The following is a 12787-nucleotide window of genomic DNA, read 5'->3' on the forward strand; positions in this document are numbered from 1 at the left end:
TCTGGTGTTTAAAAATTGAAAAACTATTCAATATACTGATTATTAGATGATCAAACAATTACAAAGGTTGCATGTGACATAAAGATTATTCTAAAAATTCCAGAATTCGCTTTACAACTATTTATTTCGACCTTTGTGATCTAATTTTCCATTATGCAAAGAGGAGTTCTTTTTCTTATACCTGTACCGCTGGCAGAAAACGCGGCGACCAAAACTTTCACTGCCTACAACATTGAGGTAATCAATTCGATCAATACGTACATCGTAGAGAATGAGAAAACCGCACGTAAATTTTTGAAAGAAGCAGGTATTAAGATCCCACAAAGTGAACTTGTGATTCATGATTATGGGAAGCATAAAAGGGGGAATTCGCTGGTGCCTTTCTTTAAGGAGCTGATGACTGGCAAAGATGTTGGCCTGATGAGCGAAGCCGGCTGTCCGGGTGTAGCGGATCCAGGTGCAGAGGTGGTTGCCGAAGCACACAAACGTGGGATTAAAGTTGTGCCGCTTTCCGGTCCGAACTCTATTTTGCTGGCGCTGATGGCATCTGGCTTTAATGGCCAAAGCTTCACCTTCCATGGCTATATACCCATTGATAAAGTAGAAAGAGGCAAGAGAATTAAGGAGCTGGAACAACTCGCGGAGAAAAACCGTCAGACGCAGATCTTCATTGAAACGCCGTTCCGTAACAACCACCTGTTTGATGATATTTTGAAGAATACCGCTGCGCAGACGTTACTTTGTGTGGCCTGCAACCTGACTGCAGAAGACGAATTTGTTAAAACACAAACCATCGGGCAGTGGAAACAGGAGAAAATTGACCTGCATAAAAAGCCTACGATATTTTTGATTTACCGTGAACACCAGCGCTAATCGAGATTACTGAATATTATATAGCCGCCTGAGCCCTTAAGCTCAGGCGTTTTTGTTTCAGGTGTAAGCAGTCTGAAAATTTGAATGTGAAACGGTCGTTTTCATCACCGAACGTGTCCGTTGCAGGGCAGAAATGGCGTGGCAGAGATTTGTTGTTTTCTATGCAAGAAGTGGTCCTGGCAAGTCAGGCATAACCTCAAAGATTTACCGTCGTTATCAAACGAGCCTTGTTCATTGCAGGGCAAAAAGGCCCAGTAGAGATTTATAGCTTTCCTTACAAGAAGTGTTCATCGTAGCGCAGAAAAGACCAGCAATTGATACTTGAACAGCCAGTACCCTCTGCTACGTCCTTAGCGGTACATATTCTTTCCTTCAATAAACTCCAGTACGCTGTCTGGCAGGAAGTACTGCACGTTTTTACCTTCCTTAATCGCATTGCGGATGAAAGTGGATGAAATCTCCATATTCGGGGTATCCGTCACGCGGATTGCAGGATGACCTTCCCACTCACTGATGTCCGCCCCAGGGCGGGGATAAACGTAAATTGTATGATTGGCCAGCAGGACTTCGTAATTCTTCCACTTCTTCAATGAAGCAAGGTTATCCGCACCCATGATCAGCGAGAACTCGCGACCAGGGTACTTCTCCTTCAGATATGCCAGCGTATCCACCGTATAAGAGGGTTGTGGCAAGCCAAACTCGATGTTGCTCACCTTCAGGTGCTCCGAATTTTCAGTCGCAAGCCTGGTCATCTCCAGCCGGTCGTACATGTTGGTCAGCTTGCGCTTATCCTTCAGTGGATTGTGCGGGGAAACCACCATCCATACTTCATCCAGGTCGGTAAAATTCGCCATGTAGCTGGCGATGATCAGATGCCCGGTATGCACCGGATTGAAAGATCCAAAGAATAAACCTACGTTCATCTGTTTAGAAAGGCTATTTGCTGATGAAGTCCGCTACAAGCTGCTCCGCTTCTTTGCAGGCCGTTTCTAGATCGTAGTTCTTCAGAATAACATCAAATTTATCGGCATATTGAAGCTCTTTTTCTGCCTTGATAAAGCGTTCCTGCAGCTTTTCCTCACTGTCGGTGCCCCGGCCACTCAAACGTTCCTTCAGAACCTCCAAAGATGGTGGCTGCACGAAGATCGCCAACGCATCCTGCTCGTATTTACGTTTCAGGCGTAAGCCACCTTCCACATCAATATCAAAAATCACATGTTTATCGTCGTTCCAGATTCGCTCAATTTCCGAGCGCAGCGTACCGTAGAAAGTGCCACTGTATACTTCTTCAAACTCCACGAATTCCTGACGGGCAACGCGGTGTAAGAAATCTTCTTTTGTGATAAAATAATAGTCGTTTTCATGTACTTCGGCACCTCTGGATTCGCGGGTCGTTGCAGAGATCGAGAAGCTAAGGTTGGGAAACTTCTGTAGTAGATGCTTTACAATGGTTGTTTTACCAGCACCAGAAGGAGCGGAGAATATGATGAGTTTACCTTGTTTCATTTGTGTATGTTGAGCCTGTTAAAGTACGTTTAACAGCTGTTCCTTAATCTTTTCCAATTCTTCTTTCATGCCCACAACCAGTTGCTGGATTTGTGCATCATTCGCCTTTGCACCCATGGTGTTGATCTCGCGACCAATCTCCTGAGAGATAAAACCTAACTTTTTACCGTTTGCATCTTTGCTCTTCAGCGTCTGTGTGAAATACTCGCAATGACTTCTCAGGCGGATCTTTTCCTCCGTGATGTCAAGCTTATCAATATAATAGATCAGCTCCTGCTCCAGACGGTTCTGGTCTACATTCACTTTACCTACATTATCTTCCAGGAATTGATTCAGGCGGGCCCGGATTTGTGGAATTCGCAGCGGCTCCAACACTTCAATCTGCGAGAAAAGATCAAGAATGTTCTTGATTCGAAGCTCCAGGTCCGTTTTAAGCACATCACCCTCTGTTGTTCTGAACTGGTTAAAATTGCTTAATGCAGCTAAAAATGTTGCGTGTACAATGTCCCATTCACCTTCGTTTACTACCTCTTCCGCATAGGAAATAACCTCCGGAAGGTTTAACACCGCCTGTAGCAGGTTGTTAGAATTGGCGCCAAGATTTACATTGATGGCCTCCAGTTCACGGTAATATTTACTTAATAAAGCGGCATTGATGGTAGCACCTTTAAGACTTTCTTCGCCGCGTTCAATGTTAATAGAAACGTTTACTTTACCGCGTTCAATGTCTTTACTGCAGATGTTGCGTAGTAGCAGTTCTTTTTCAGAAAAGGCTTTAGGAAGCTTCAGGCTGAGTTCCAGAAACTTACTGTTCAGGGATTTGATCTCTACAGAAAACTTGGTGTTTTCATGATCAGTAGAAGCCAGGCCAAAACCTGTCATTGATTTTATCATGTGCAAAGATAGGATTTATTGTTAAAATGCTTAATTCCCGCGACTTTTTACGCAGCTATTTGGCAAGGCCATGGCATTTAACATTATTTAACGCCAAAGCTCCTTAACAAAACGTAATTTTATGCGTTAGCATTTATGATGAAGTTACGCCTGTTATATCCCATTCTTTTACCCATTTTCAGCCTTCTTTCCTTCAGTGAGGCCCTTGCACAGCAGGAGTTTCAGCTAAAGGGTGTGGTTATGGAGAATGGCAGCAACAACCGCATCGCACTGAGCGAGATCACCAATAAGCGGAACAAGTTTGTTGTGGGGAGTAACGACCTGGGTATTTTTCAGATCCGTGCCGCCATAGGCGATACCTTGCTGGTTATCAAGAGAGATTTCGGCGACCGCGAAATTGTAGTGGTTTCTCAGCAGGATGTACTGGTTCGTATGAACCGGACCACCCTGAATACCGTAAACATTTACGGACAGACGCGAAAAGAGGAGATGAACGAGATCAAACAGGAGTTCCGGAATAAAGGCTCTTTTTACGCGGGCAAGCCACCTTTGTTATCCTACGTTTTCACGCCTTTAACTGCGCTGTATGAACTCTTTGGCAAAACCCCCAAGAATGCCAAACGCTTCAATCGTTACTATAATAATGAAATGCAGCAGTCGCAAATTGACGGCTTTTTCAATGAAGCGCTGATCAAAAAGAACACGCCGCTGGAAGGTAAGGAGCTCGAAAACTTCATGCTAAACTACCGTCCGGACTACGAAAAAGCCAAGAACTGGACCACCTACGACGCCATTAAGCACATCCGGGATGCTTATGCACAGTATGCAGATACTTTAAAAAACAAGGGAAAATAAGCTGAAAGGTGATCACCTAACACCAGATCAAACAACGCTGCTAAAGAAAAATTAAATGGAAAGGGCTTCACATGCCTTTTCGGCAGCAAGCTTCTCGGCGTTTTTCTTGTTGTAATCTCTACCGATACCTACAACTTCACCGTCAACAAGTGCATGGATGGTAAAAAGCTTCGCACTTTCACCAGCACCGTTATCCACCATGTCGAACGTAAAATCTTTACCCTGGCGCTGGCACCATTCAATAAGCTTGCTTTTGAAGTTGGTTTCTGTCACCTCCAGCATATGGATGTCGATGTAAGGCTTAACAATCCTTTTCATCAGAAACTCTTTGGTAAAGTCGTAACCCTTATCCAGGTAAATGGCGCCGATTAAAGCTTCAAAAGCATCACCCAACATAGAATGATGCTTAGATTGCATGTTCACCATTTTTTGATCGAAGATAATCAGCTGATCAAAACCCATCTTTCTGGCGAGTTGATTCAGGTTGGCACGGTTAACGATCTTAGACCGCATCTCCGTTAAAAAGCCCTCTTCCTTGTATGGATAGCTTTTAAAAAGCAATTCAGCAATAACAGAACCCAGGATGGCATCACCCAGAAATTCCAGACGTTCATTGCTGCTTTTGCTTCCGTTCTTTAACAATCTGGCCACAGAGCGATGTCTGAAAGCCATCTTATACAGGACCGTATTTCCTGGGATGAAGCCTAAAATGTTCTTAAGCTTCCTGATAAAAACCTTATCAGCCGAGAAATAAAGCTTATATAATCTAAGCAACGTTTGCTACCGTTAAAGAAACCAACATGATTACTCTTCGTACTTTTTGAATACTACAGAAGCATTGTGCCCACCGAAACCGAAAGTGTTGCTTAATGCAGCACGAACTGTACGTTTCTCTGCTTTGTTAAACGTGAAGTTTAAGTTCGCATCGAACTGTGGATCATCTGTAAAGTGGTTGATTGTAGGCGGAACGATGTCATTCTGAACAGCTAAGATCGCTGCAATCGCTTCAATGGCACCAGCAGCACCAAGCAGGTGGCCAGTCATTGATTTAGTAGAGCTGATGTTCAGGTTATAAGCATGTTCACCGAATAGGTCAACGATGGCGCTGATCTCGGAAATATCACCCAGTGGGGTAGATGTTCCGTGAACGTTGATGTAGTCGATCTCTGAAGTATTCATTCTGGCGTCATTCAAAGCATTGCTCATCACCATCTTAGCACCTAATCCTTGCGGATGTGGAGCGGTAATGTGATTCGCATCTGCACTCATGCCACCACCAACAATTTCAGCATAGATCTTAGCACCACGCTTTTTCGCATGTTCCAGTTCTTCAAGAATGATGGTTCCGGCACCTTCACCTGCTACAAAGCCCTCACGGTCTTTATCAAACGGGCGGGAAGCGGTTGATGGGTCATCATTTCTGGTCGAAAGGGCATGCATGGCATTAAATCCACCAATACCAGCTTCGTTGATAATTGCTTCAGAACCGCCTGAGATAATCACGTCGGTCATGCCAAGACGAATGTAGTTATATGCGTCGATCATGGCATTTGTAGAAGAAGCACAAGCAGAAACTGTGGCGAAGTTTGGTCCGCGAAGACCATATTTAATAGATATATGTCCTGGAACAATATCTATAATCATCTTTGGAATAAAGAATGGGTTGATTCTAGGGGTACCATCACCGGAGAAGAAATTACGCATTTCTTCAAGGAAAGTCTTAATACCACCAATACCAGAGCCCCAGATTACACCAATCCGGTTGGTGTCAAGGGTAGAAAAATCAAGTTGACTATCTTTAACTGCCTCATCTGTAGAAGCAATTGCATACTGGACAAATGGATCAAGCTTACGTGCTTCTTTTCTATCCATGAACTCTTCAGGATTGAAATTCTTAAGCTCGCATGCAAATTTAGTCTTGAATTTTTCGGTGTCAAAACCTGTGATCGGTCCAGCGCCGCTCACACCATTTAATAAGGCTTCCCAATATTCCGGGACAGTATTACCAATTGGAGTGAGCGCACCTAAACCTGTAACTACTACTCTTTTTAATTCCATTTATACGGATTATACGGAGACCGTATGTTTTACTTTACGTTTTTTTCTAAGTAAGCAACTGCTTGACCAACTGTACCAATGGTTTCAGCTTGATCATCTGGAATTGCTACATTGAATTCTTTTTCGAATTCCATGATCAACTCTACAGTATCCAAAGAATCCGCACCTAGGTCGTTCGTGAAAGAAGCTTCTGGGGTAACTTCGTTTTCATCAACACCTAATTTTTCAACGATAATAGCCTTAACTCTTGAAGCAATATCAGACATAATGTTATAATTTAATGGTTAAATAATTCAGTGCAAAGAAAAATAAATTCTAACACATTTCAAATGTTTTTATTTCTCTGGGTTTCTAATGTTTAATTTCAATCGGCAAAGTTAGAATTAGTTTTATAATTTCGTGGCCTAAAGCAATTAATCTGATTTGACCAGAACCTATTTAAAATTATCCCTCGATCTGGACTTTATTCTGATTGCCATAACGGCGCCTTTGAAAGATTATGTGCTCTGCCACAAAATTAATACAAGGCTCGATTATAACTTCAGCAAAATCGATGATCATGAAGTCTTTTTTAACATAGACGAACCTGCCTTAGCTTTCTCCAAATACCATTTTGAAGCCGAACCAGACGGTAACGTTTACTTCATTGTTAACAATCGAAACCCTGAAGGGTTTTTAATTCCTGAAATGAACAAAGTCGATTATTTCCTTGTTGTACACAATTATATCGACGAGGAAGATCTCAATTTCTTACTTAAGGGACTAAATCAAATACCTGATATACAGCTTGCTGTGCAAGTTGATCCTTTTAAGCTCAAATCCCGAGAAAACCTCGTTATGTAAATTTTACACCAGGGGTGTAGTAAATACACTATATTTGAATCTTGCAATAAACAGTAAATTAACGATTAAGCAGAGGGATTTTAGGTACGCACCCTTTATTTTAGCTCTGTTTATCCAACATTTAATAAAAGTAAATTCCAATGAAACCTTTTCATTCAAGAACAAAAATTGTGGCCACATTAGGCCCTGCCTCAGCCAAACCAGATGTTTTATTAAGTATGTTCAATGCAGGATTGGATGTTTGCCGCTTAAACTTTTCCCATGGCTCACAAGCTGTTCACCAGGAAGTTATAGATACAATCAAAAGTCTGAACGAGAAACATGATTATAACGTTGGTATTCTAGCTGATTTACAAGGCCCTAAAATCCGCATTGGTATGGTTAAGGACGGTGGCATTCACCTTGTTAATGGTAACCGCACCACCATCACCACCAAAGAATGTATCGGTAACGAAGAACGCATATATATTACCTACGAAACTTTCCCGCAAGATGTGAAAGCAGGTGAAATCATCCTTTTAGATGATGGTAAACTGCAATTGCGTGTTGTAGAAACTAACCTTGAAGATGAGGTGGTTTGTGAGGTTGTTCACGGCGGTATCCTAACCTCCAGAAAAGGGGTAAACCTTCCAAATACCAAAGTTTCCATTCCTTCGCTAACAGTTGAAGACCGTAAAAACCTGGACTTCGTACTGGAGAATGATGTAGAATGGATTGGTTTATCTTTCGTACGTAACGCTGAAGATATTATTGAACTTAAAGACATTATCGCTTCAAGAGGCAAGACCGCTAAGGTCATCGCGAAAATCGAGAAACCTGAAGCCATCGCTAACATTGATGCAATTATCGCTGCTTCAGACGCTGTTATGGTTGCCCGTGGTGACCTGGGTGTTGAAATGCCAATGGAAGAAGTTCCTTTGTTGCAGAAAATGATCGTTAACAAATGCCGCGCAGCTTCAAAACCTGTTATCGTAGCAACACAAATGCTGGAAAGCATGATCACCACACCACGTCCAACACGTGCAGAGGTGAATGACGTTGCCAATTCGGTACTTGACGGTGCAGATGCAGTGATGTTGAGTGGTGAAACCTCTGTAGGTGAGTTTCCATTAATCGTAATTGAAACCATGCAGAAGATCATCCAGAACATCGAGCAGAACAACTATCCGTTCTATGCAGATAAATATCTTAAAACCAGTGCAGAGACGTTCTTAAGCGATGCAGTATGTGATTCAGCGGTATTCCTGGCTAAACAAACCAAAGCTGTAGGCATCGTATGTATGACTTTAAGTGGTTATACTGCATTCGAAATCTCCAGCCACAGACCTGATGCGTTGATCTATATCTTCACCAGCAACAGAACGCTGTTAAACAGCTTAAGTCTGGTATGGGGCGTTCAAGGCTTCTACTACGATAAATTTGAAAGCACTGATGAAACCATCATTGATGTTAATCAGTTCCTGAAAGATAAAAAGCTAATCAAAAAAGGCGATGTAATCATCAATACCGCAGCAATCCCTATGGTGCGCAAGGGTAAAACCAATATGGTGAAGATTACAACAATCGATTAATCGGATAATATAAATTGCAAAATTTTCATAGTTTTGCAATCCGAAAAGGAGAGGTGTCCGAGTGGTTGAAGGAGCACGCCTGGAAAGTGTGTATACCTCAAAAGGGTATCGAGGGTTCGAATCCCTCTCTCTCCGCACCACATAACAAGAAAGCCCGTTGATCATCAACGGGCTTTCTTGTTTCTATACCTCTCTGGCTTCCTGCTTCACCCGTGCACTTAAATCCACGAGCTTATTCACCAGCAGTTCAATGTCCAGCGGCTTGGAAATGTAATCATCCATACCGGCCTGCATACAGCGTTCAATATCCTGACTCATCGCATTGGCCGTCATCGCCATAATGAGGGGTCTGCTGCCATACTGCGCACGGATGACCTCCGCTGCCTGAATACCATCAAGTACTGGCATCTGCACGTCCATCAGTACCAGATCATAATCTCCTGAGGCAACCATGTCCAGCGCATTCTGACCATCTACTGCCAAGTCTGGCGCATAGCCAAGTTTAGTTATCACCCGGGTAATCAGGCGCTGGTTCATCATGTTATCTTCCGCTATTAGAATCCGGAAAGGATAGCTTTGTGCAAAGCCTTCCGAAAGCACGCGCTTCGCAGATGCAGCCGCTTTTACGTCCTGTTGCATCTTCCGGTTTGCCGATCCGAGTTGCGCAATGTCGCATTCTATTTCAAAGCTGAAGCAGCTCCCGGAACCTTCAAAACTCTTCACCGAAATCTCACCACCCATAAGCCTGATCAGTTTCTCACAGATCACGAGCCCTAAGCCTGTGCCACCGAACTTCCTGGTGATGGTTGAGTCGATCTGATTAAAGGGCTTAAACAGCTTGCTAAGCTGCTCCGGATCAATACCAATGCCCGTATCCTTCACATCAAAGCCAATTCTGATCTTTTCCGCAGTTTGATGAACACAAAAAGCCTTCACCGATACGCTACCTTTGCTGGTAAACTTTACGCCATTACCAACCAGATTGATCAGCACCTGACTTAATCGGTGACTGTCACCGACAATAATTTCAGGAATCGCAGCGTCCAGGTCCGAAATCAGCTTAATTCCGGATTCCTGTACTTTCGGCGCAAAAATCGAGAACACATCCGCGATGCATTTGCGCAGATCGAAGGCATGCGCCTCCAGTTCCATCATGCCCGATTCGATCTTAGAATAATCTAGCACGTCATTTATAACGCTCATCAAAGACTTGCCGCTGGTCACAATGGCGGTGGTATATTCTTCCTGTTCGGTATCCAGGGCTGTTTTAGAAAGGAGGGAGGCCATACCCAACACACCATTTAATGGCGTACGCAGTTCATGACTCATGGTGGCCAGGAAAGTGCCTTTAGCAAGGTTTGCTTTATCCGCCAACTCCTGTGCTGCTTCCGCCATTAGCCTGGCTTTTTGCTCCTCATCTTTCTGCTTTAGCAGTTCCTGATTTACGATTTCCAGTGACTTTGTCTTCAAGCTAAGTTCCTTCGCCTGCTCGCTAATTGCTTTGGATTGTGTCCGCAATGCTTCCGTCTGTTGCTGAAGCGCCTGGTTCAGGTTTTGCAAGTGGAGTTGCTGTGACTCGATCTTTTTTGTTCTGTTGCGAACGAGATGCTCCAGCTTGGCCTTCTGCAGGGTAATGTATGTGATTCTTAAATAGTAGAGCTCGATCAATGCAGAAACCAATAGGATTGCCGCAAGAATCTGGAAGAAACGCGTCTGATAAAAAGGCGGTACAACAACCAGCTCCAGACGAGTTTCTTTGTCGTTCCAGACACCGTCATTGTTGGCTGCCTTTACCCTAAATACATATTTCCCCGGATCCAGATTGGTATAAGTGGCTTCTTGTTGATTCCCTACATACCGCCAATCCCCATCGAAGCCATCCAGGCGGTAAGCATACTTATTCTGCTCCGGGATCGTGTAGTTTAGCGCTGCAAAATGTAAGGTCAGTACGGAAAATTCAGTCTTAACCTCAATCCTTTTCGTAGTTAAAATATTCTCATGTAGAATGCTGTCTGCGCCGCCAGGTAAAACGGGCTTGTTGAACAACGATATCCCGGTCAGAATCACGTCTGGCTTATGCTTGTTAATTCTCGCCTGTTTCGGATCAATGCCGTTGAAGCCATTTACACTGCCGACGATCATCCGGCCATCTTTCAGCTTTTTACCCGAACCAGGGTTAAACTCCAGGCTGTTCAGCCCATTTTCATAGCCGTAATTGCGACTGACCCCGGTTTTTGGGTGCAGGCTGCTTAAACCCTGATTGGTGGTTACCCATAGTATGCCTTCTGCATCAGCATTGATGTAATTAATGTTGTTGTTCAGGAAACCATTCCTTTCCGTGAAGTGGCTAAACTTCCCGGTTTTAACGTTATAGTTGTTTAAGCCGCCCTCCAGCGTGCCAATGTACATGTTCCCCTGTTTGTCTTCGTAAAAAGCACTGATCACATCACTGCTTAACGCGGTATTACGGGTATTCAGGTGTTTGAAAGTTTTAGAGACAGGATTGTAAATGCTGATGCCCTTAGAGTAACCACCGATCCAGATGTTCCCCGCTTTATCTTCATACAGGGAATAGATTACATTGTCGCACACCGTATTTGCATCCTTGGCATTGTGCATCAATTTTTCCACTAGGCCGGTTTTAGGATCATATACATTCAAGCCACCATAACTGGTACCAATCCAGATTTTACCCTGTCGGTCTTCCAGCAAACAGATGATCGCATTGCTGTTGATCTTACGCGGTCCATATCCGGCAACAAAGTGCTTAAACTTGCCGGTCTTCGGATCCAGCCGGTCCAACCCGGAATTGTAGGTGCCCACCCAAACCATACCATCCTTTTTACTCTTCACCACCGCTGTAGTGTAGTTGCTGAGTAAGCTATTCGGATCTTTGGGATTATGTTGATAGGTTTTATAGCTACGATCAAAACGCGTGGCATAGACCAAACCGGCATCAGTGGCCAGGTAAAGGTTTACATTCACGTCTTCTTCAATTGCCCGGATGATGTTTTTCGCCGCGGGCTTTTTTACTGCTGCAGTTTTAAAAGGTGGAAAGTATGCCCGGTTCCGATCGTATTTAAGTACGCCAACGCTGCTGGTGCCTACCCAAAGGGTGCCGGCACGATCTTCCAGAATGGAATACACCCCATCATTAGGCATATTACTCTCGTCATCCACTTCGTCTTCCACTGAAATCAACTTCCTTGTGGTCGCATCAAATAGCTGTAACGTCGTGTTCGTGCCAATCCAGAAGCGGTTGCCCGTTGTTTTTGCGAAGGTGTAAATCGGATTATATCCACCAGCAGAGAATTTATCCCCCCTGATGCTATAGGACTGAAAGCGGCCGGTTTTGCGATCCAGTCTGTTCAGGTTCACTTCAGTGCCAACCCAGATATTATGCTGCTCATCTTCTACAATGGCATTTATGGAGGCGACCAGCTCATCATCTTTTTCACCCTCCAGGAAATACCTGTGAAAGCGCTTCTGCGCTTTATCATACCGGTTTAGGCCTTTGGTCGTGCCCACCCACATACTCCCCGACGCATCCATAAACAAGGATAGAATTTGTGAACTGCTGATGCTATATGGGTTTTTCGGTTGGTGCGTCACGCGCTCCACCTTTCCACTCTGCGGATCCAGGATGTTCAAGCCCTCATCGGTACCCACCCAGATCTTGCCGTCGCCCGCCCGAAGCACAACGGAAATATTGTTGCTGCTTAAGGTGTTTTTATCTTTAGGATTGTGTTTAAAGGTCGTAAAGGTCTGGCTGCGTCTGTTGTATCGACTTAAGCCGTCTTTGCGCGTGCCGATCCAAAGGTTTGTATTTGAATCTTCGGCAATGTCTAAGATGCTGTTTGCTGCTATAGAATTTGGGTCGCCATGAACATGCTTGTACACGGTAACCTTATAGCCATCGTATAAGTTTAGTCCATCCATGGTGCCAAACCACATCAACCCATAAGAATCATTGTATATATCCTGTATACTGTTTTGGGATAAACCTTTTGCAGTTTTTAAGGGTATTAAGTCGATAATTACCCTTTGAGCAAAACACAAAGATCCCTGCAGAACGATGAACAGGAGGACCAGAAAGCATTTTTGTTTATGGATGAACATGCTTGAGCGCAATTTTACACGAATATATGGATTTATACTGGTTCGCAAATACGGAAAGTTCTAATACT

11 protein-coding genes and 1 tRNA gene are annotated in these 12787 nt (G+C 43.8%); 5 read left to right on the forward strand and 7 right to left on the reverse strand.

What is annotated here, in order from left to right:
* Positions 1-153 precede the first annotated feature (153 nt).
* Positions 154-873 (forward strand): SAM-dependent methyltransferase, encoded by a 720-nt coding sequence (locus tag IEW69_RS04170; protein ID WP_188625570.1) that lies wholly within the window; start codon positions 154-156, stop codon positions 871-873.
* A 350-nt stretch (positions 874-1223) separates the two neighbouring features.
* Here IEW69_RS04170 and nadD read toward each other — a convergent pair whose 3' ends face one another.
* From nadD to IEW69_RS04185, 3 genes are read right to left on the reverse strand one after another with little or no spacing between them, the layout of a single operon-like run.
* Positions 1224-1796 (reverse strand): nicotinate (nicotinamide) nucleotide adenylyltransferase, encoded by a 573-nt coding sequence (gene nadD / locus IEW69_RS04175; protein WP_188625571.1) that lies wholly within the window; start codon positions 1794-1796, stop codon positions 1224-1226.
* A 13-nt stretch (positions 1797-1809) separates the two neighbouring features.
* Positions 1810-2379: a guanylate kinase gene (gene gmk, locus IEW69_RS04180; RefSeq protein ID WP_188625572.1), complete on the reverse strand. Its 570-nt coding sequence runs from the start codon at positions 2377-2379 to the stop codon at positions 1810-1812.
* Between the two features lie 18 nt (positions 2380-2397).
* Entirely contained in the window at positions 2398-3261 is an 864-nt protein-coding gene (locus IEW69_RS04185; RefSeq protein WP_188625685.1) for a YicC/YloC family endoribonuclease, read from the reverse strand.
* Between the two features lie 147 nt (positions 3262-3408).
* Between IEW69_RS04185 and IEW69_RS04190 the strand changes: the two genes are divergently transcribed.
* The gene (locus IEW69_RS04190; protein ID WP_188625573.1) at positions 3409-4128 is read left to right on the forward strand and encodes a hypothetical protein; all 720 of its coding nucleotides are present in this window, start codon (positions 3409-3411) and stop codon (positions 4126-4128) included.
* A gap of 51 nt (positions 4129-4179) precedes the next feature.
* On the opposite strand, the gene rnc is transcribed toward IEW69_RS04190, so the two are convergent.
* The 3 genes from rnc to IEW69_RS04205 are packed head-to-tail and all read right to left on the reverse strand — an operon-like array spanning position 4180 to position 6452.
* The gene (gene rnc, locus IEW69_RS04195; protein ID WP_262890733.1) at positions 4180-4902 is read right to left on the reverse strand and encodes a ribonuclease III; all 723 of its coding nucleotides are present in this window, start codon (positions 4900-4902) and stop codon (positions 4180-4182) included.
* 30 nt (positions 4903-4932) lie between these two features.
* The gene (gene fabF / locus IEW69_RS04200) at positions 4933-6186 is read right to left on the reverse strand and encodes a beta-ketoacyl-ACP synthase II (RefSeq protein ID WP_188625574.1); all 1254 of its coding nucleotides are present in this window, start codon (positions 6184-6186) and stop codon (positions 4933-4935) included.
* 29 nt (positions 6187-6215) lie between these two features.
* Complete coding sequence (locus tag IEW69_RS04205) at positions 6216-6452, reverse strand: acyl carrier protein (protein WP_091367661.1); 237 nt, start codon at positions 6450-6452, stop codon at positions 6216-6218.
* A gap of 157 nt (positions 6453-6609) precedes the next feature.
* Between IEW69_RS04205 and IEW69_RS04210 the strand changes: the two genes are divergently transcribed.
* The 3 genes from IEW69_RS04210 to IEW69_RS04220 all read left to right on the forward strand — a co-directional run bounded on the left by IEW69_RS04210 (position 6610) and on the right by IEW69_RS04220 (position 8735).
* Positions 6610-7029, forward strand: a complete 420-nt coding sequence (locus IEW69_RS04210) for an IPExxxVDY family protein (RefSeq protein ID WP_188625575.1) — start codon at positions 6610-6612, stop codon at positions 7027-7029.
* Between the two features lie 140 nt (positions 7030-7169).
* Positions 7170-8600 (forward strand): pyruvate kinase, encoded by a 1431-nt coding sequence (gene pyk, locus IEW69_RS04215; protein WP_188625576.1) that lies wholly within the window; start codon positions 7170-7172, stop codon positions 8598-8600.
* Between the two features lie 47 nt (positions 8601-8647).
* Positions 8648-8735: transfer RNA gene (locus IEW69_RS04220), tRNA-Ser, on the forward strand.
* A 48-nt stretch (positions 8736-8783) separates the two neighbouring features.
* Here IEW69_RS04220 and IEW69_RS04225 read toward each other — a convergent pair.
* Positions 8784-12719 (reverse strand): hybrid sensor histidine kinase/response regulator, encoded by a 3936-nt coding sequence (locus IEW69_RS04225; protein ID WP_188625577.1) that lies wholly within the window; start codon positions 12717-12719, stop codon positions 8784-8786.
* Positions 12720-12787 lie beyond the last annotated feature (68 nt).

Origin of the sequence: Pedobacter quisquiliarum (assembly GCF_014642175.1) — a bacterium.
Lineage (GTDB): Bacteria > Bacteroidota > Bacteroidia > Sphingobacteriales > Sphingobacteriaceae > Pedobacter > Pedobacter quisquiliarum.